This is a genomic window from Luteibacter sp. 329MFSha (genome assembly GCF_900111665.1).
Taxonomy (GTDB): domain Bacteria; phylum Pseudomonadota; class Gammaproteobacteria; order Xanthomonadales; family Rhodanobacteraceae; genus Luteibacter.
Genome location: NZ_FOJE01000005.1, coordinates 114,703 through 134,533, shown reverse-complemented (window position 1 = coordinate 134,533; position 19,831 = coordinate 114,703). Strand labels below are relative to the sequence as shown.

Here is a 19,831-nt window from a genome sequence, read left to right as displayed (position 1 = left end):
ACGGCTTCTTTTCCCGTACGCCGCCTCCGGTGCGGCCGTGATCCATGGATGAGCGACGGACGGAGTCCCGTCGTGCGATCGTCATCGTCGTCGCGCTCGTGTCGCTGCTCAGCCTGGGCGCGGTGCTCGCGCCGTCGTTCCGCCCACCCACGGCGGTCGCCGTCGACGCCGCCCCCGCGCCGCCGGTCGTCTCCCGCGTGGAGGTGTGGCTGAGCACGGCCGATCACCGGCTCAAGCTCGCCCGGCAGTCCGATCTGGTCGTGCGTCCGAACGACGCGTCGCCCGCCGACATCGTGATCGACGCCAGCGCGCGCTACCAGACCATGGTCGGTTTCGGCGCGGCGATGACGGATGCCTCCGCGTGGCTTCTTCACACGAAACTGGACGCGCCGCGGCGACGCGAGCTGTTGCGGGAACTGTACGGACCGCCACCGAACCTCAACCTCGACATGATGCGCCTCACGATCGGCGCGTCGGACTTCTCGTTGCGGCTCTACACGCTCGACGACATTCCGTTCGGGCAGACCGACCCGACGCTGCGCCGCTTCGATGTCACGGCCAACGAGGAGGACGTGATCCCCGTCGTCCAGGAAGTGATGGCGATCGAGCCCGACCTGTTCGTGGTCGCCTCGCCGTGGACGGCACCGGCGTGGATGAAGACGAACGAGAACCTCATCGGTGGCGAGCTCCAGCAGCAGTACGAGAGCGTCTACGCCGACTACCTCGTGAAGTACGTCGACACGTATCGCGGCTACGGCATTCCCATCGCCGCGTTGACGCTGCAGAACGAGCCGGCTTTCTCGCCCATCAGCTATCCCGGGATGCTCATGGGCGCCGAACAGCGTGCCCGCATCATCGCGAAATATCTGGGCCCGAAGCTTGCCGGGCGCCGGCCGCCGACACGCATCCTCGACTGGGATCACAACTGGAGCCATCCCGAGCAACCGCTGGCGGTGCTCGGCGATCCCGCCGCGGCACGTTACGTCGACGGCGTGGCATGGCATTGCTACGAAGGCAGCCAGCACGAGCAGGGGCGCGTGCACCGCGCCCATCCCGACAAGAACACCTACATCACCGAATGTTCCGGTGGCGACTGGGAGCTGAGCGTCAACGGCGAACTGCTCTGGTTCTCGCGCAACCTCCTCGTCACCGGCATCCGCCAGTGGGCGAAGGGAGCCATCTACTGGAACCTCGCGCTGGACGAAAACCATGGCCCGCATTTCGGCGGCTGCGCACTGTGCAAGGGCATCGTCACGATCGATTCGCAGACGGGTGCGGTCACGCGCAACGACGAGTACTACGCGATCGCGCACTTCAGCAAGTTCGTGACGCGGGGCGCGGTGCGCCTGAAGTCCACGGATACCGACGCCGACAAGAACATCGCCAACGTCGCCTTCCAGAACGAGAGCGACGACGCCTACGTGCTCGTCCTGGTGAACATCAACAAGAAAGCGCGGCGCGTGTCGATCGCGCAGGGCCCGAACCGCATCGACTACGACATGCCCGCGGAGAGCGTCGCGACGCTCGTCTGGAATCGTAATCCGGCAGGGGCGTGGATACGCCGGGTGCTGCGATGGCTGGGACCTTCGCAGGCCCCGGCCATCGCGGAGTGATCCGGATCAGTTCAGCGGCCGGGCTGCGGGAGCTTGACCACTCCCCCATAGAGCTTCTTATCGAAGACGCCGTCTTCGGGCGGCTCGAAGGCCCAGAATATCTTCACATCCGGCCGATCGGCGGGTTTCCACCTGCCGTCGTACCATCGGCTGATCGAGAACGTGCACGTGTGCGTCGAACCTGGTTCGATCTTCTTCTTCACGGGAAGCACGTACTCCACGATGCCTATGCGCTCCCGTGGAACGCCGACCGCGCCCTTTCCTACGAAAGCCATGGTGGCAAGTTCCGTGGAACTGCACGGGGACTCGCGCAGATCGATCTCGACGACATGAGCGCTCGTGTTGGAAAGCCGAATCGACAGTACATCGTCCGGACCTTCCCGTAGTAGCGCTACATTCACCGAAATGGGTCCCCGGTCAGGCGTCCCGCGGGCGGTGAGGCCCGGCGCTTGCGAGGTCGGCATGCCATCGGCGCCACGAGGGTAGGCGATGTCCTGGCTGAAGGCCGAAACCGCGCAGAGCTGCGATGCGCCGAAGGCAGCCAGCCTCGCAACGTACCTTATCGACATTCCCTTGCCCCCCGTGGCATCGAGCCATATGTGACGACGTCACTTGTCACCCATCAGACAAGAGCGGCCGAACCGGCCGATCTTGTACGTCGATCGACGCCGCCTTCGATTGCAGGATCACCCCATCGCGTAACGCTCTTTCGCTCAGTTCAGCGGCCGGACCCAGATGTTGCGGAAGCTGATCGGCTGCGAGTGGTCGCCGTGGGCCTGCAGCTTGATCGGCGCATCGGTGTACGCCTTGTACTTCGGCTTGCCGATGTAGAAGGTTTCGCCGGTGAGTTCGGTGTGGTTCTGCACGAGCACGCCGTTGTGGAACAGCGTGACGTACGCCGGCGACTTCACGGAGCCATCGGCGGCGAAGACGGGCGCCGTCCAGACGATGTCGTAGCTCTGCCACTCGCCCGGGCGGCGCGCGGCGTTCACGAGCGGTGCGGTCTGCTTGTAGATGCTCGCGGCCTGGCCGTTGACGTAGGTCTTGTTCTGGTACGAATCCATGATCTGGACTTCGTAACCCTCGTCGCCCGGACCGGTGGAGGCGAGGAAGATGCCGCTGTTGCCGCGGCCCTGGCCTTCACCCGTGATGTCCTTCGGAATCTGCCATTCCAGGTGCAGCTGGTAGTCGCGGAAGCGCTGCTTGGTCTGGATGTTGCCCGTGGTCTTGTCGACGGTGACGATGCCGTCGTGCACCTTCCAGGCGGCGGGCGACTTGTCCTTCGACATTTCCCAGCCGGCCAGGCTGCGGCCGTCGAAGAGCACGACGGCATCGGAGGGCGGCGCGCTGTCCGTCGCGCCCGGCGTGACGACCTTGGGTACCGGTTCCCACTGCTCCGTCGCCTTCGGATCGTCCTGCGCCAGGGCGGATGTCGCACCGAGGGTGGCGATGGCGGCGAGGGCGGGGGCCGTCGGATTGAACTGTTTCATGGGGCGTTCCTTGGGGAGGGGGTCAGACCGCGCAGATCCGGAACGCCTCGGCGAACGAGTCGAACGGATCCGCGTGGGTCGGCATGAATTCGTGCGCGATGAAGCCCTGGTACTTCAGGTCAGCGATCGCGGTCGCGACGGCGCGGTAATTCAGCTCCTGCGTGCCGTCGATCTCGTGGCGACCGGGCACGCCGCCGGTATGGAAGTGACCGATCCACTGGATGTTGTCGCGGATCGTGCGGATCACGTCGCCTTCCATGATCTGCATGTGATAGATGTCGTAGAGCAGCTTGACGTTGGGCGAATTCAGGCCCTTCGTCACCGCCACGCCGAACGCCGTGTGGTCGCCCTGGTAGCCGTGGTGGTCCACCTTGCTGTTGAGCAGCTCGAGGCACAGCGTGATGCCGTTCTCCGCGGCGTAGGGCGCGATCTTCGACAGGCCGGCGATGCAGTTGTCGATCGCGCGCTGGTCGTCGATGCCAGCCTTGCGGTTGCCGAACATGGTGATGATGTTGGTGACGCCGGCGCGCTTCGCGAGCGGGATCGTGGTCTCGATCTCCTTGATCAGCGTCGCGTGGTTCGCCGGATCGTTGAAGCCCATCTCGATGAAGTTGTCGCGCTTGGCGGGATAGCCCATCGATACGGCCATGCCGTGATCGGCTACCACCGACCACTCGTCCGCGTAGAGCAGGTCGACGCCGGTGAAGCCGATCGTCTTCAGGCGCTTGCACAGATCGGGCAGCGGCGCCTTGGACGTCCAGCGGCTGAGCGACTGCTTGAGGCGTCCACCGCCGGGTGCCGGCGAAGGTGCTTTCCCGGCGACCGCCTGGGCGGAAGCGAGGAGCGGCACGGCGCCGGCCAGCGCGGCGGCGGTGGCGAGGCGGCCCAGGGCGGAGCGGCGGCCGATGTCGGTCGTGTCGTCAGGCATGCTCATGTGGCGTGTCTTCCCGTCAGATCTTCAGTTCCGCCTCGACGGCCCACGCCCGGCCGTTGCCGGCCTCGGACAGCGGGATGTCGGCCTTCCACTGGGCGGGCACGGCGGCGTACTGCAGCACCTGCGTGCAGCCCGGTTGCGAGAGGAAGAAGCCCAGCATCGTGAGCTTCTTGGTCATGAGCACGAAGTCGGCGGCCGGCGGGATCTTGCCGCCCTTGGGCACGGCGAGCGCTTCCTTGTGCAGCCGCTCCACGAGCGCCTTGCGCTGCGCCGGGTCGAGCTGCTGGAACGGCTTGCCGCCCGCCTTGTCGAAGGCCGCCATGGCGGTGGTGTAGCGCGCCTGGTCGGGCTTCGCGTAGACCGCGAAGAACAGCTGGTCGATGAACAGCGGCACGCCGGCGTCGGTCGCGCCCGGGGTATCGGTGCGCGGAATCACGATGTCGGCGACGGTGCCGACCAGCGTGTACTGCGCCGGATTGAAGAACTGCGGCTTGGCGCCCGGCGCCTTCGCCGCGGCATGCGCGTCGAACACCGCGAGCAACGAGGGGCCCGCGATGGCACCGACGGCCAGCGTGGACATGCTTTTCAACCATTCGCGACGATTCATGGGTCGGTCCTCAGATGTTGCCGCGCTTGAGTTCTTCCACGGCGTAGTTGGCCGCGCGCGCGGTCATCGCCATGTAGGTGAGGGACGGATTCTGGCAGGCGGACGACGCCATGGCCGAGCCGTCCGTCACGAAGACGTTCTTGCAGGCGTGCATCTGGTTCCAGCCATTGAGCACCGACGTCTTCGGATCGCGGCCCATGCGCGCGGTACCCATCTCGTGGATGCCGGCGCCGACGTTGGCCTTCATGGAGAACGAGCCGACGTCACGATAACCGGCGCCGGTCAGCATCTCCATCGCGTCCTCGATGATCGCCTTGCTCATCAGGATTTCGTTTTCCTGGTGCGCGGCGTCGAAGTTGAGCACCGGCAGGCCGTACTTGTCCTTGTGGTTGCGGTCGAGCGTGACGAAGTTCTTGTGCGACGGCAGCATCTCGCCGAAGCCCATCATCGAGACGTACCACGGGCCCGGCTCCTGCGCGGCGCGCTTGAGGTCTTCGCCCAGCGCCTGCTGCTCGACGAGGCGCGTCCAGTCCTGGCGACCCGCGCCGCCCTGGAAGCCGAAGCCACGCAGGTACTTCTGCTTGTCGGCACCGATGTTGCGGTAGCGGGGAATGTAGAAGCCGGTGGGGCGGCGGCCGGAGTAGTAGCGGTCTTCGTGGCCCTCGACCATGGCGCGCGCGCCGGTGCCGAAGAGGTGGTCCATGATGTTGTGGCCGAGCTCACCGCTGTCGTTGCCGAAGCCGTTCGGGAAGCGCGTCGAGGTCGAGTTCATCAGGATGTGCGCGGTGCCGAAGGTCGACGCGCACATGAAGATCACCTTGGCGAAGTACTCGGTCTGCTTGCCGGTCTCCGCGTCCAGCACGCGAACGCCCGTCGCCTTGCCCTTGTCGTTGTCGTAGATCAGCTCGTACACGATGGCGTTGGTCACCATCGTCATGTTGCCGGTGCGCTCCGCGGAGGGCAGGGTGGACGAGTTGCTGCTGAAGTAGCCGCCGAACGGACAACCGCGCATGCACAGGTTGCGGTACTGGCAGGTGCCGCGCTGGGGGCTCTGATCATGCTTGAGCGGCGCGGAGAGGTTGGCCGTGCGGCCGATGATGAGCTTGCGGTTGAACTTCGCGTCGAGCTTGCTCTGGAAGTCCTTCTCGACGCAGTTGAGGTCCATGGGCGGCAGGAAGTCGCCGTCCGGCAGCTGGGCCAGGTGGTCGTTGTTGCCGCTGACGCCGATGAAGTGCTCGACGTGGTCGTACCACGGAGCGAGGTCGTCGTAACGGATGGGCCAGTCCACGCCCACGCCTTCCTTGCCGTTCGCCTCGAAGTCCATCGGGCTGAGGCGATAGCTCTGCCGGCCCCACATCAGCGAGCGGCCGCCGACGTGATAGCCGCGGAACCAGTCGAACGGCTTGGTCTCCTCGTACGGATTGTCGATGTCGTCGACGAACCAGTGCTTCGTGGACTGCGTGATGCCGTAGAACGAGGGGCGCGTGTGCTTCGGCCAGCGAGCGAGGTCTTCCTGCGTCGGCTCGTCGCCGTACGGCAGCTCCCACGGCGCCTTCATGGCCGTCGGGTAGTCGAGATGCTTCACCATCGGGCCACGATCGAGGACGAGCGTCTTGACGCCCTTCTCCGTGAGTTCCTTGGCGGCCCAACCGCCGCTCACGCCGGTACCGACGACGATGGCGTCGAATGTGTTCTTTTCCATACGGGTTCCTTAGCGCAGCGGGCGCAGGTAATCGAAGTCGACGCGCGCGGCGTCGAGCGAGCTCATGCGGGCGAACGGGCCTTCCTGCTCGACGAAGCAATGCTTCAGGCCGGCCGCGTCGGCGGCGGCCATGATCGGCTTGTAGTCGAGCGTGCCGCGACCGAGTTCGGCGCCGGGATAGTCCTTCGCGTTGCCGGGCAGGAAATCCTTCGCGTGCATCAGCGGGATGCGGCCCGGGTTGGCCTTGAAGTAGCCGGCCGGATTCTTGCCGCCGGCGTGGACCCAGCCGCAGTCCAGTTCGAACTGCACGAGCTTCGGATCCGTTTCCGCGAGCAGCACGTCGTAGAACGTCTTGCCGCCGCCCACGTCGGTGAACTCGTCGTGGTGGTTGTGATACGCGTACTGCAGGCCGGCTTTCTTCGCCTTCTCGGCGAGGCGATTGGCGTACTCCGCCGTGCGCTTCGCATCGTCTAGCGTATAGGTGAGCTTGCCCTGGCCGCCTTTTTCCTTCTGCATCGTCGCGGGCAGCATGCTGCTGACGATGTACTTCGACCCGAGCACGTGCGCGGCATCGATGCCCTTGTCGAAACCCATGCTGTCGAAATGCATGCTGGGGCAGGCGAGGCCCGCTTCCTTCAGCTGGTCGCGCAGCGTTTCGGCGGTGGTGGTGACGATCGCCTCGATCTCGGCGTAGCCGATCGACTTCAGCGTCTTGAGCGTGCCGACGGGATCCTTCTGGTACGCATCGAGCACCATGTAGAGCTGGATGCCCATCGTCTTGCCCGCGGATGCGGCGGCGAGAAGTTTCCCGGACGTGCCGAGACCGAGCCCCAACGCCGTGCCGCACAGCGCGGACCGCGCAAGAAACTGCCTGCGAGTCATCATGAGAGAGTTTTCCGAGTCTTTGGGTGCCGACGAGGGGCACGAATCGATGCCGGGCGTCACCGGTCGATTACCCTGGCGCTTGTCGAAATCGACTGGCTTGCCATGCTTCCCCCAACGGCCCACCGCCGTTGAAAATGTATTCGATTACATCCGCATGGCCGGTGGACCCGAAGTCCTTCACCATGAACGGGATGTGTGAGGTTCAACAGGCGGCTTGCGGGTCGCGCGCCATGAACATGCCAAGATATGTATCAGATGGGTGAAGAGCCCTGCAACGGTTTTATGCAAGCCGTTACGTTGCATCGCAACATATAGGGAACGGTGCGAGCGGCGTTTCGCTCGTTCACGTCCACGCAGGAACGGGATGAGATCGGGTGAGCGTCGAGCGACCAGGACCGAAGAAGAAAAGCGGCAAGGGCCGGGGCGCTCATGTTGCGCCGCAGACGGTACGCGTGCGTACGGTCAAGGAGATCGCCGCGATCGCGAAAGTTTCGGTCGCAACCGTATCGCGCGCGCTGCAGCGTCCGGAAATCGTCAGTGAGGAAACCCGCCAGCGCATCCACGAGATCGTCAAGCGGCTGGGCTACACCCCGAACGCGCTCGCACGCAACCTGCGCACGGCGCGCACGCGCCTGATCGTCGCGCTGCTTCCCGATATCGCGAACCCGTTCTTCTCGGAAGTGATCCGCGGCATCGAGCAGGTCGCTTACGAGAACGGCTATTCCGTGTTGCTCGGTGAAACGCAGAGCAACCTCGTCCGCGAACAGGCGTACGCCGACATGGTGGCCGCGCGGCAGGCGGACGGCATCATCACGATGTTCCACCGCATCCCGACGATCCCGGTGGACGGTCGCCTGCCGATCGTCAACGCGTGCGAATACGTGAAGGATCGTTCGATCTCGAGCGTGTACGTGGACAACGTGGCGGCCGCCGCCACCGCCGTCGACTACCTCGTGAGCCTCGGCCATCGGGACATCGCGTTCGTCGCGGGCCCGTCGTCGAGTCCCATCTGCGTCGATCGCGAAGAGGGCTACCAGCTGGGACTGAAGCGTGCCGGCATCCGCGCGAATCCCGCGCTGGCCGCGGTGGGCGACTTCTCCATCGAGGCCGGGGAGCGCGCGGTCGATCACCTGCTTGCGCAGGGCGGTGGCTTCACCGCCGTGTTCTGCTCCAACGACGAGATGGCCATCGGCGCGATGCGCGCATTGATCTCGCGCGGGCTGCGTGTGCCGGAGGATGTGTCGGTGGTCGGCTTCGACGACATCCGTTTCTCGCGCTACACCACGCCCGCGCTGACGACGCTGTCGCAGCCGAAGAACGCCCTCGGCCGCGAGGCCATGACGATGCTGATCGAGATCCTCAACGATCCCGAGGTGCCGCCGCGCAAGCGCGTCCTCTCGGCCGAGCTCGTGGTGCGTGGCTCCACGGGGCCGTGCCGCCGGGATTCACGCCCCGTCTGAAGCCTCGATCGCCTGGGGCGGCACGAGCGCGATCACCGTCCAGCCGGGGCGGGGCGCGAGAGGGTGCGGGCCCGTGGCGATGCGCAGGTCGCCGCGCGGCTCGACGCCGAAGAGCGGCAGGGCGTCGCTGCCGTACCGGGCCAGAAATGCCGTCCAGTCGAAGGTCTCGCTGAGGCGCGTGGTCTTGACGCGCCAGCCGTCGCGCAGCAGGTCGTCGAAGCGGTCGTGCGTCATGTCCTCGGCGAACAGCGCCGGCGCGAGCAGGCTGCTCGCCAGCGACACGCGGCCATGGCTCTCCTCCGGCGACAGATTGCGCAGACGGAACACCTTGTCGCGACCGAATTCTTCGCGGTAGTGCACGCTCACCAGCGAATTCAGCTCTCGATGCGTCGACATCGCGAGCAGGTGCCCGATCCCCGCGAGATCGAGGTGACGATCCGCCGCCTGGGACGCGGGATTGCCGAAGAACGTCGGCACGCCTTCCATGCGCACGGTACGGATGCCATGCCAGTCGTCGTCCGCGACGACGACACGCAGGCCCTCGATGGCATGCAGCGCCCGCGCCACCTCGATGGCGACGGCGTTGGCGCCGTACAGCAGCACACCGCGCGGCTCGGGCTCGGCCACCTTGAACCAGCGCGCCAGCGGACGCGCCGTCGCGCTCTGGAACACCACGGTGCCGATGATCATGAGGAAGACGAGCGGGACCAGCCTGTCCGCGCCGGTCATGCCGGTCTCCTCCATGCGTATGGCGAACAGGGCGGAGACCGAGGCGGCGACGATGCCGCGCGGCGCGATCCAGCCGATGAGCGCGCGCTCGCGCCACGTCAGTTCGCTGCCGAGGGTGGAGACGAAGACCGACAGCGGACGGATCACGACCTGCGCCACCGCGAAGATCGCGAGCCCGGCGACGAGCGCGCCGTCCGGAAGCGGCCAGTCGAGCCGCGCCGCCAGCAGGATGAAGAGCGTGGACACCAGCAGCGTCGTGAGGTGTTCCTTGAAATCCATGATGTCGTCGATGTGCACGTCGCGCATGTTGCCGAGCGCGATGCCCATGATCGTCACGGCGAGCAGGCCCGACTCGTGGGCGATCGCGTTCGACAGGCTGAAGGTCATGAGCACGGCGGCCAGCGTGCCGAAGTTCTGCAGGTATTCGGGAATCCAGTGGCGCCGCAGGAGGTTGCCGTGCAGGAACGCGGCGATGCCGCCCGTCACCGCGCCGCAGGCGATCGTGCCGAGGAACACCTGCAGCGAATGGCCTTCGCGATGCGACGCGATCGCCTCGTACACCAGCACCGCGAAAAGCGCACCGATGGGATCGATCACGATGCCTTCCCAGCGCAGCGCGTTCGCGATGCGCGCGTTCGGGCGGACGGTTCGCAGCATGGGCGCGATGACCGTGGGACCCGTCACGCAGGTGAGCGCGCCGAACAGGAACGAGAGCTCCCAGCCCAGCCCGCCGATGACATGCGCCGCCGCGGCGAGCAGCGCCAGGGCCAGCAGGGCGCCGTAGGACACAAGCCCACGGACGGCATGGCCGATGCCTTTGAGCTCATGGAAGCGGAGCGTCAGGCTCCCCTCGAACAGGATCACCGCGACCGCCAGCGACACGACCGGGAACAGCAGGTCGCCCATGAGCTTGTCGGGCCGCAGCAGCCCGGTCACCGGCCCGGCGACGATGCCGGCGAGCAGCAGGAATAGGATGGCGGGCAGGCGCACGCGCCACGCCACCCACTGGCAGAAGAACCCGATCACGAGCATCAGGGTCAGCAGCAGGGCGGGTTCGATCGACATGGGATCCTTTGGCCGGCATGGACGGGTCCGGCTCGCGGCGCAGCCTACAAAGGATCATGTGAAAACCGGGCGGTGCCCGGACGGCGCGCATCCCTGCGCGCCGGTGGCCGGCCTTAGAGGGTCCAGCCCTTGCGGTACTCGCGGGTCAGGTACTGGTTGGCGTCCGCCAGGTTGGTGATGCGCATGTTGGCCGCGTCGTATTCGATGCGGCCGCCCGCGCGCAGGGCCACGACGCCCAGCAGCATGATTTCCGTGAGCTTGGCGGCGTACGGGAACGGCGATGTCGCCTCGCCCTTGCCCTTGCATGCATCCACCCAGTTCATCTCGTGGGACGTCTTGATGCGCGCGACGGTTTGCGGCGGCGTGCCGACCGAGTCGTGCAGCGACTTCGGCAGCAGGCGCGGGTTGTCGCCGTAGGTTTCGTGCACGAGCTTGCCCTTAGAGCCGACATAGAGCGTGCCGCCGTCGGGCATCTGGCCGGCGCCGAGTGCTTCGAGCCCCGGCGGTACCAGGCCGCCGTCGTACCAGGTGAGCTTCACGGGCGGCTTGTCGCCACGCGCCGGGAAGTCGAAGTGCGTCATCGTGGCCATGGGGTACGAGGCCTTGTCGAACGGCGTCGAAACCGTTTCGATGGCGGTCGGCAGGCCGAGGTCGAGCGACCAGAACGGCGAGTCGAGCAGATGCGCGCCCATGTCGCCGATGGCGCCCACGCCCCAGTCCACCCAGCCGCGCCAGTTGAACGGGTGATATACCGGGTGATAGCCGACTTCCGGGCCAGGGCCGAGGAAGAGGTCCCACTCCAGGCCCTTCGGCAGCGGGTAGTTGCCGACCATCGCGTTGGCGAGGCGGGCCGTCACCGCGTTCATGTCCCAATCCGCGGGACCCGGGGGCGGCACGGCCACCGGGCGGGGAATGCCCTGCGGCCAGTACGCGAGCGGGCGGTTCGTCCATGCGTGGACTTCACGCACCTCGCCGATCGCGTTGGCGGCGATGTAATCGTTGACCAGGCGCGCGTCGTCGGACGAGTGCCCCTGATTGCCCATCTGCGTGACGATGCGCGGGTTGTCGATGGCCTTCTTCGACAGGAAGCGCGCTTCGTGGATCGACCACGTCAACGGCTTCTGAAGATAGACGTGCTTGCCGTGGCTCATCGCCGCGCTGGCGATCGTCGCGTGCAGGTGGTCCGGCGTGGCGATGACCACCGCGTCGATGTCCTTCTGCTCGTCGAGCATCCGGCGGAAGTCGGTATGGCGCTTGATCGAGCCATACTGGCGCGAGAGCAGGCGAATGTGCTCGATGTCCTCCTGCACCTTCTTGCGCTCGGCGGGCGTCTTCGCCTTGTCGAGCCGCGCCTGCGCCTTGCCCAGGCTGTCGAACATCTTGTGGAACGACTTGTCGGTGTAACCCCAGTCGACATCGCACAGCGCCACGATGTTCTGGCTGGCGAGGTTGCGGATGTTGCTCGCGCCCATGCCGCCGACGCCGATGCCGGCGATGTTGAGCTTGTCGCTGGGTGCCGTGTGGCCCACGCCGCCGAGGACGTGGCGTGGGACGATCATGAGTCCCGTCGCCGCGATAGCGGTGCCCGTGATGAAGCTGCGGCGTGAAAGCTGGATGTTCCCCTGGGTGTCCGTGCGCGCGTCGGCCGCGCGGCCGTTCGCCCCTGATTCGGTCTTCGGTTCGTCCGTCATGCTCTGTGCTGTCTCCCGAGTGGTTGCCAGTTAGCGTTCGGGACGAGGCCCCGAATCCCCATGATAAGCACGTGTTCTTATCACAGAGTGGGGCCGGATTCTCACATTGATGCGCGTCGATACTTCACGGAAGTGATTTCAGCGGTGGCCGTCTGGGTGTCTGGGCGGCTTTTCGACGTGCGTGAAACGACGTACGCATGCGCATGGTTTCGCGCGTTTCGATGCGCTACGGCGCGATCGCCGTCGACGACGGCACGATCGGAAGAAGGACCGCGCTCGGTCCTTGCTTGCCATGCTCGATCGTCACTGTCGCGGGCCGATAGTCATGCGGCTGCGCGAAAAAAATGTTGGGCACATACGTTTGTGGGTTGCGATCGTAGAGCGGGAACAGCGACGACTGCACCTGCACCATGAGACGATGGCCCGGCTTGAACGTGTAATTGATCGTCGGCAGTCGGAACCTGTATTCCTGCACGACGCCCGGATCGATGGCGGAGGGATGTTCGAAGCTCTTCCGGTAACGCCCACGGAACATCGCGAGGCTCACGGGAAGCTGGTAGCCGGACAGTTCCGGCGCGTCGGCGTTGCTGGCCGGGTAGACGTCGACGATCTTCACAACCACATCGGCGTCGCTGCCCGTGGTGCTCATGAAGATGTCGGCGACAGGTGCGCCCTGAACATGCACCGGCGCCTCGAGGATCGGCGTCTGGTAGCTCATCACGTCGGGCCGCGTGGACACGAAGCGCTGATCCTGCACCAGCCACGTCGACCAGCTCGCGTGATCGCCCATGCGGATCGGCAGCGGCTCGAACGGTACCGGCTTGGCGGGATCGGAGACGTAACTGTCGCGACCCGCGTCGGGGAGCGCGCGCGCGAGGTCGCCCTCCGGTTGCAGGTACATCGGCGTGAGCTCGTCCGGACCGGCGCCGGGCCAGTCGGCGAAGCGTTCCCAGCGATCCTCCGCCGGGTTGTAGATGATCACGTGCGGCGTGGGCCGCGCCGGCTTGCGATCGCGAAGATAGGTATCGAAGAAGGGCAGCAGTACCTCGCTGCGAAACCAGGCCGCGGTGTCGCCGCTCCAGCGCAAGGGGCCGAGCGCATCGGCGCGGCCGTTCACCTGGCTGTGGTACCAGGGCCCCATGGCGAGGTGATTGGTCGCCGCCATCCCCTTCGCCTTCAGCGCTTCCCAGCTATGGACGGCGCCGTAGATGTCTTCCTGATCCCATAGTCCCTGCACCCACATGGTCGGAACCGACGAGGGATGTGCGGCGACGAGTCGGTCGAGCGCCTGGCCCTGCCAGAGCGCGTCGTAGGCGGGATGGCTCGACAGGCGTCGCCACCATGGAAGCCGATCGATGCCGTGCCGCGCGGCGTATGCACCCGCCGAGCCCGCGTCGAGCATTTCCTGGTAATCGTCGCGCCCCGTCCGGGGAACGGCGCGGCCCTTCCCCTTCGCGCTGGTCTGCTCGACGACGTAGTCGAACATCTTCTGCCGGAAGGCCCCGTACTGAAACCAGTCGTCACCCATCCAGCCGTCGATCATCGGGCTCTCGGGCGCCGCCACCTTCAGTGCCGGATGCGGATGCAACAACGCCATGACGACCGCCCAGCCGTCGTACGACGAACCGATCATGCCGACGCGACCGTTGCCTTCGGGCACATGCTTCACCAGCCAGTCGATCGTGTCGTAACCATCGGTCGTGTCGTCGGTCTTCGCGGGATTGAGCGGACCGATGGGAGGCCGCGTCATGACGTACGTGCCTTCCGAGCCGTACTTGCCGCGCACGTCCTGCGCGACGAGGATGTAGCCGTTGTCGGCCCAGACGCGATCGCCCGGGAGCAGGCGATCGCGGAGTCTTGCGCCGTTGCCGGACACGAACGAGCTCGCATCGTACGGTGTGCGTTCGAGCAGCATCGGTGCGCCCGTCGCGCCACGCGGGATGACGATCACCGTATGCAGCTTCACGCCGTCCCGCATCGGGATCATGACCTCGCGTCTGACGAAATCCTCATCGCGCGCGGGTTCGTGCCATGCCTTCGGTATGTCACTGCCGCGCTGGACGGGATCGACCGGCGCCACCTGTGCGTGGGCCGTGGAGAGAAGCAGGAGAAGCGCCGCGGCAGCCCGCACCATGGATGGCATTCGTCGATCCTCGTGTGAGCCGTACCGTCGGCGCTTCCGGCTTCAATCAACCCTCGTCCTGCCAACGACGCAGGTCCGTCTGATCGTGGTAGGGCATGCGATCGGGCGTGGTGATGAATTCCATCGTCGTGCCCCACGGCATCTGACAGTAGCAGACCTTGTTGCCCGGTCCCTTCTCGGTGGCGTACGGAATGGCGCGCGGCGCGGTGAGCGCCTTACCGCCCGCCTTCTCGAAGCGCGCGACGGAGGCGTCGATGTCGTCGGTGTAAAGCGCGAAATGCGTGATGCCGAAGTCGCTGGCGCGGATCGGCTGCGCCTGCTCCGGACCGTGCATCTCGAACAGCTCGATGTCGGGGCCGGTGCCGATCTTCACCATCGCCTGGGCACGCACGACGGTGCCAGGGTAGGCGCCAACCGCACGCTCGAACTCGGGGCCCTGTCGCGGCGGATCCTGCGGTCCGAACGACTGATAGATGAGCTGGCCGCCGAAGGCCTCGATGAGGAACGCTTTCGCCGCTTCGATGTCCGGAACGGTGATGCCGACGTGGTTGACGCCGCGGATTTCAGGTGCAGACATGATGGTCTCCGTTGGGGTTCGGGTGTTGACGTGAAACGTGCCGAGGTCGTCCCGGATCACCGGGCGCCGAGAAAATCGATCAGTGCCGCGGCGACCTCATCGGGCCGTTCGTCCGCGACGTAGTGGCTGCACTGCGCGATCGAACCGCCCGTGACGTCGCTCGCGAACTCGCGCAGCATGGGTACCATCCGTGGGCCGAAGCGCTGGTCGCCGCCCAGCGCGAGGGCGGGTATGTCCAGCGGTTGCTTCTTGTATTCGAGCGACGCGGCGTGGTCCGCGGTGAGCGTCCGGTACCACTCCATGCCGCCGCGTGTGCGGCCGGGTAGCGCCATGGCTTTGGAGAAGATCTCGACGTCCGCCGGATCGAAGCGGCTGTGGTCGTGGAACCGCTCGGCCATGAACGCCGAGACGTAGTCGTACTCGCGTCCATGGATCATTCGCTCCGGCAGATCGCGATTCATATGGAACGAGAAGTGCCAGAGTTTCGCGATGGTCTCCTCCCATCCGCTCCATCCCGGAAGCGGAACGTCGAGCACCGCCAGATGCGTGACCGCGTCCCGGAACAGCGCCGCCTGCGGCAGCGCGACCATGCCTCCGATGTCGTGGCCGCACACCGCGTAGCGTTCATGACCGAGCGCGCGCATCACCTCATGCGCGTCGCGCGCCATCGTCGCCTTGTCGTAGCCGTCCAGCGGGCAATCGGAGAAGCCCGCGCCGCGAAGGTCGATGGCGACCACGCTGTGATGCCTGGCGAGTAACGGCATTACGTGATGCCACTCCCACCAGGTTTCGGGCCATCCGTGGAGCAGGAGGATGGGCGTGCCTTCGCCGCCCGTGACGGCATTGATTCTGATGCCGTTGACCGGAACGAGTTGCTGGGTGAAACCGGGTAACGTGGGGAACATGCTTGACTCCATCGCGGGGCGAGCGCCCGTGCTCATGGGTTATCGAAATCGGTGTCGATCGACACGTCGCGCCATGCGTCGACGTCGTGGCGCAACGAGGCCAGCTTTCGTTCGACGATCGCATGAGCCACGGGGCCGAGCGGAAGATGCAGCGGCGGCTCGTCGGCATCGATGGCCTGCAGGATCACAGCCACGGCCTTATCGGGATCGCCCGCCTGCTTGCCGTCGTTCGTCTCGCGATACCGGCGCCGCGAACTTGCCGCGTATTCAGGCATCTCGTTCGCCGCCATCGTGATCGAGCGACCCAGGAACTCCGTACGGAACGGGCCGGGCTCGGCGAGGATCACCCGCACGCCGAACGGTGCGAGCTCACCCGACAGCGCTTCGGACAGACCTTCGACGGCGAACTTGCTGGCGTTGTAATAGCCACCGCCGCCACTGCCGGCGATGCCGGCGCCCGAGGACATGTTGACGATCGTGCCGCCGTTGCGTCGCAGGGTCGGCAGCACGGCGCGCGTCGTTTCGATCAGGCCGAAGACGTTCACCTCGAACAGTGGGCGATATTCTTCCGGCGTGCCCTCTTCGATCGCGCCGAACAGACCATAGCCGGCGTTGTTGACGAGCACGTCGATCGTTCCGAATGTCTCGAGAGCGGTCGCGATCGCGGCCTCGATCGATTCCAGGCGGGTTACGTCGAGGGGCAGGGCGAGCATGCGCCCCTCGAAGGGCACGGCCATGTCGCGGATCGCGTCGACGTTGCGAGCGGTCGCGACCACCCGATCGCCACGCGCCGCGGCGGCGAGCGCGAGTCGCCGGCCGAAACCACTCGAGCAGCCGGTGATGAGCCAGGTCTTCATGCGTGCCCCTCCATGCTGCTGCGGGACGACGACGTCGACCCGTCGCCGGCTTGGTCGACCTCGGCCATGATCGACCAGTCCTTCTCGCCAAGGCCGACCGACACGACGCGCATCAGCCGCTCGCGAACGACGTCGAGCATCGGCAGCGGGCGACCGGATTCCTCGCCCAGTGCGCTCGCGAGGCGCATGTCCTTCAGCGCGAGCTTCGCCTTGAAGCCGGGCTCGAAGTTGCGCTCGGTCATCTGGGCGCTGTAGCTCTCGTAGGCGCGACCGGCGAACAGCGTGCCGAGGATGAGCTCGAAGAAATCGGCGCGATCGAGACCGACGCTCTCGGTGAGCGCGACGCCTTCCACCATCGCCTCGATCGCCATCGCGATCATCATGTTCGCCGCGAGCTTGGCGGCATTGGCCCGCACCGGATCGTCGCCCAGCTTCCACACCTTCTTGCTGAGCGGCGCGAGCACGGGCTCGATGGCGGCGATCGTGCCGGGCTTACCGGCGGCAAGGATGTTGAGCTGCCCGCTCGCCGCGACGTTCGGTCGTCCGAGCACCGGTGCCGACACGTAGCCCAGCCCCGCGGCCTCATGCAGCCCCGCCAGTTCCCGCGCGAACGCGACCGAGATCGTCGAGGTGACGACGTGGATCAACCCAGGGCGCGCATCGCGAAGCAGGCCGGCATCCAGCACGACCTCGCGGATGACCGCGTCATCCGACAACATCGTGAAGACCACCTCCGCACGGAACGCGTCCCGCGGACTGTCGAGAAGCGTCACCCCGGGCACCGCGTCGGGATCGACGCGACTGCGATTCCACGCACGCACCTCATGGCCTGCCTTCACCAGGTTGCGGGCCATGGCGGAGCCCATGCTCCCAAGACCGATGAATCCGATCTGCATATCTATCTCCGTAGCCTGTTGAACCAGTGCGCGAGCGGAGCGAAAGCCAATGGCTTCCAGCGCATCGCGCCGATGGATTCAAGCTACCAAGAACAATATTGATCGGGGACTGACAGGGCTGAACAATGGGTGTTCAAATATGTTCGGTGGCGGTCGCCTAGGATCGGTCATGGCCGCGAAAGGCCTAAAAGGAGTCGAGATGCCCCGGCAGCGCTCGCGTTACCCCGACCGCTACCGTCGCCCTGCGCGATGGATCGTTGCCACGTTGTTTGCCATCTCGTTCACGTCGACGCGGCTCGCCCAGGCTGAGGCGACCCAGAGCAGGGAGGGGGGCAACGTCCACATCACCGCTGAGCGAGCCATGCGCGGCATGCTGGAACTCATTCGCAAAACATCATCGGTTGTCGAACTCACGCCGGAGGCCATGGGTCATCGCCTGGGTTTGCCGATCAGGCGCGTCAGTGCGGATCATTTCGGCTACGCGCAGTCGCTGGGCGGTGGCTGGGCTGTCAGTATCGAGCGACAATCGACAGGTGACGCGGGGCCGCGTGTCGATCTCATCTTCTCCCCAATCGGCGAAGGCCATCCTGCTGCGACGCCTATATGCACGCCTGACTTTTCGCAGTTCACGCAAGAACTCGAACGGATGGGCTTCAAGCGCCAGAGCTCCTACGGTGAACATGGCAGATGGACCTACGATGCCTTCGACCGTAGCGGGGCGCATGTAGCGGTCTATCCCCTGGTAGCCGGCGGTGGGGCTATCTGCGTGCAGATGGTGCTTGTGCGATAGGTCTGGCGAGGCAGTCGCGGACGACGCGCCACGGCTACTCAGGTTCGTCTGTTTGCGATCGCGGATGCGCAAGCGGCGGCCTTGCAAGTGACCTCCGAAATGCGCCGGCGGGCTCTAGCTGGCAACCATGTCTCAGCGAGTGGCTTGCGGATTAGAAAGAAAGGCTCACCAGCAGAATTTTAGAGACCAATGAGCGGCTGGACAGGCGAGCGCAAAGAACGGACTAGACCTCCGCATGATCTTTCTTCGCTCCGTGTATGGCTAGAATGGCGAGTGCTCCATCGATCTTCCCCGATATGTGGCGGCACGTTGCCGCGAACTGCCGAAGTTCCACCACATCATCAGCGCTCCGAACGTTTTCGAGCTCGCGCTGCGCGATCACTGCACGCCAAGCATCCAACGATTCGCGTACGTTGAGGATCCCTGCCGCGACCTTCAAAAGTTCGGCACTTTCGACGTGCCCGAATACGGCAAGACGATCAAGGAAGTTGGTGATCATCGTAGTGCGACGCAGCCGTCGGCCATGCAGGGCCTTGCCGAAGAGTTCGGGTTGCATCGTGTCCGCGGCGGCGTCGGCAGCCACAGCAATTTCGGGCAACTCTTCCTTGGCCCGGCGAAGCTCATAGGCCAGCGCCGGCGCGATGATGCCCGCGAGCTGCGTTCGCTGCCTTTCCTGCTCCTCGACCGGGATGCGGGCGATCCGATAGGCCTGCCTTGCAGTGAACCCAGCAAAAGCGGCTGCAGCGGCCGACGCTAGGCCTCCGAACCAAGTTGCGAGATCGCCGACTTTCCAGTCCCAGAATGTCGTCAGTGTCTGAGGATCGATTTTCATGCGTGAAGCTCTCCCGCTCCTGAATTGACACGTGGTTACCTGCGAACACTCCGTTTCGCGCTCGGCTTCAAGAAGGCTTTTGAGCTTGCGGCACAGGGTGGCGCTAGCGTGACATCAATCGGACGCAAGGGGACAACGCCCTGCATGCCGTCGTCGCCGGACCTTCGGCCGCACTGCTGGCGACCTTGTAGTGCAGCGAGATGTTGCGTTTTCCGCGGCACTTCCAGGTCGCCTAACCATTTCACGTACTCGCGGGTCACGATCGGCGGGGCGCGCTCGGGCGCGAGTTGATCGTAGACTTGAGCCACGACCAATTGCACGTTTCCGCAGGTAGCCGCGACAGCGGCCTTCGCTCACACGGTCGAAGTCAACGGTAAGGAATGGCTCGGACTTGCACATGGTGGGCCCACCAGGATTCGAACCTGGAACCAAGGGATTATGAGTCCCCTGCTCTAACCGTTGAGCTATAGGCCCGCGTGCGGCGGTGAAGTGTAGCGAATGGGGGCGGCGGTGTCTGTCGGTGGGGGTGGGGCGGGTTGATGGCGGGGTGGGGCGTTTGGTGCCGGTGGCCGCAAATGCGTATAGAAGTGTGGGGCTGTCGGGGCGACGCCTGGTTCTAGGGGATCAGTGCGTGGGCGTTCGCTTTTGTTCTGTG

General features: G+C 65.6%; 17 protein-coding genes and 1 tRNA gene. 3 read left to right on the top strand and 15 right to left on the bottom strand.

The annotated features are described in order from the left end of the window. Positions 1-44: 44 nt before the first annotated feature. Positions 45-1,613, top strand: a complete 1,569-nt coding sequence (locus tag BMW54_RS17685; protein WP_090058774.1) for a glycoside hydrolase family 30 protein — start codon at positions 45-47, stop codon at positions 1,611-1,613. Positions 1,614-1,624: 11 nt separating this feature from the next. On the opposite strand, the gene BMW54_RS18925 is transcribed toward BMW54_RS17685, so the two are convergent. The 6 genes from BMW54_RS18925 to BMW54_RS17655 form a co-directional block, all read right to left on the bottom strand. Next, positions 1,625-1,888, bottom strand: coding sequence for a hypothetical protein (locus tag BMW54_RS18925; RefSeq protein ID WP_090058772.1), 264 nt, complete (start codon positions 1,886-1,888; stop codon positions 1,625-1,627). A 438-nt stretch (positions 1,889-2,326) separates the two neighbouring features. Then, on the bottom strand, positions 2,327-3,103 hold the full coding sequence (locus BMW54_RS17675) for a 3-keto-disaccharide hydrolase (protein ID WP_090058770.1): 777 nt from the start codon (positions 3,101-3,103) through the stop codon (positions 2,327-2,329). 22 nt (positions 3,104-3,125) lie between these two features. Further along, positions 3,126-4,037: a hydroxypyruvate isomerase family protein gene (locus BMW54_RS17670; protein WP_254779451.1), complete on the bottom strand. Its 912-nt coding sequence runs from the start codon at positions 4,035-4,037 to the stop codon at positions 3,126-3,128. A gap of 16 nt (positions 4,038-4,053) precedes the next feature. Beyond that, the gene (locus BMW54_RS17665; protein WP_090058767.1) at positions 4,054-4,644 is read right to left on the bottom strand and encodes a gluconate 2-dehydrogenase subunit 3 family protein; all 591 of its coding nucleotides are present in this window, start codon (positions 4,642-4,644) and stop codon (positions 4,054-4,056) included. A gap of 10 nt (positions 4,645-4,654) precedes the next feature. Further along, positions 4,655-6,346: a GMC oxidoreductase gene (locus BMW54_RS17660; protein WP_090058763.1), complete on the bottom strand. Its 1,692-nt coding sequence runs from the start codon at positions 6,344-6,346 to the stop codon at positions 4,655-4,657. A 9-nt stretch (positions 6,347-6,355) separates the two neighbouring features. Further along, the gene (locus tag BMW54_RS17655; RefSeq protein WP_090058759.1) at positions 6,356-7,231 is read right to left on the bottom strand and encodes a sugar phosphate isomerase/epimerase family protein; all 876 of its coding nucleotides are present in this window, start codon (positions 7,229-7,231) and stop codon (positions 6,356-6,358) included. Positions 7,232-7,683: 452 nt separating this feature from the next. Here BMW54_RS17655 and BMW54_RS17650 point away from each other — a divergent pair, with 452 nt between their 5' ends. Continuing rightward, positions 7,684-8,691 carry a LacI family DNA-binding transcriptional regulator gene (locus BMW54_RS17650; RefSeq protein WP_090058757.1) on the top strand — a complete coding sequence of 336 codons (1,008 nt, stop codon included), beginning with the start codon at positions 7,684-7,686 and terminating at the stop codon, positions 8,689-8,691. Here BMW54_RS17650 and BMW54_RS17645 read toward each other — a convergent pair. The 7 genes from BMW54_RS17645 to BMW54_RS17615 form a co-directional block, all read right to left on the bottom strand. Next, positions 8,677-10,485, bottom strand: coding sequence for a cation:proton antiporter (locus BMW54_RS17645; RefSeq protein ID WP_090058754.1), 1,809 nt, complete (start codon positions 10,483-10,485; stop codon positions 8,677-8,679). The two genes, BMW54_RS17650 and BMW54_RS17645, sit on opposite strands and share 15 nt — an antisense overlap. 113 nt (positions 10,486-10,598) lie before the next feature. Continuing rightward, positions 10,599-12,176, bottom strand: a complete 1,578-nt coding sequence (locus BMW54_RS18870; RefSeq protein ID WP_090058752.1) for a Gfo/Idh/MocA family protein — start codon at positions 12,174-12,176, stop codon at positions 10,599-10,601. 226 nt (positions 12,177-12,402) lie between these two features. Beyond that, positions 12,403-14,319: a CocE/NonD family hydrolase gene (locus tag BMW54_RS17635; protein ID WP_090058750.1), complete on the bottom strand. Its 1,917-nt coding sequence runs from the start codon at positions 14,317-14,319 to the stop codon at positions 12,403-12,405. Positions 14,320-14,365: 46 nt separating this feature from the next. After that, entirely contained in the window at positions 14,366-14,896 is a 531-nt protein-coding gene (locus BMW54_RS17630; RefSeq protein ID WP_090058748.1) for a VOC family protein, read from the bottom strand. 56 nt (positions 14,897-14,952) lie between these two features. Next, positions 14,953-15,801: an alpha/beta fold hydrolase gene (locus tag BMW54_RS17625; protein ID WP_090058745.1), complete on the bottom strand. Its 849-nt coding sequence runs from the start codon at positions 15,799-15,801 to the stop codon at positions 14,953-14,955. Between the two features lie 32 nt (positions 15,802-15,833). Then, positions 15,834-16,658 (bottom strand): oxidoreductase, encoded by an 825-nt coding sequence (locus tag BMW54_RS17620; protein ID WP_090058742.1) that lies wholly within the window; start codon positions 16,656-16,658, stop codon positions 15,834-15,836. Next, positions 16,655-17,554, bottom strand: a complete 900-nt coding sequence (locus tag BMW54_RS17615) for an NAD(P)-dependent oxidoreductase (RefSeq protein ID WP_090058739.1) — start codon at positions 17,552-17,554, stop codon at positions 16,655-16,657. Before BMW54_RS17615 ends, BMW54_RS17620 begins: the two co-directional genes overlap by 4 nt. A gap of 169 nt (positions 17,555-17,723) precedes the next feature. Between BMW54_RS17615 and BMW54_RS17610 the strand changes: the two genes are divergently transcribed. After that, positions 17,724-18,344 carry a hypothetical protein gene (locus tag BMW54_RS17610; RefSeq protein WP_139206139.1) on the top strand — a complete coding sequence of 207 codons (621 nt, stop codon included), beginning with the start codon at positions 17,724-17,726 and terminating at the stop codon, positions 18,342-18,344. 223 nt (positions 18,345-18,567) lie between these two features. On the opposite strand, the gene BMW54_RS17605 is transcribed toward BMW54_RS17610, so the two are convergent. Together BMW54_RS17605 and BMW54_RS17600 are read right to left on the bottom strand one after the other, a co-directional pair. Then, entirely contained in the window at positions 18,568-19,176 is a 609-nt protein-coding gene (locus BMW54_RS17605) for a hypothetical protein (protein ID WP_090058734.1), read from the bottom strand. 398 nt (positions 19,177-19,574) lie between these two features. After that, positions 19,575-19,650 (bottom strand) — tRNA-Ile (locus BMW54_RS17600). Positions 19,651-19,831: the final 181 nt, after the last annotated feature.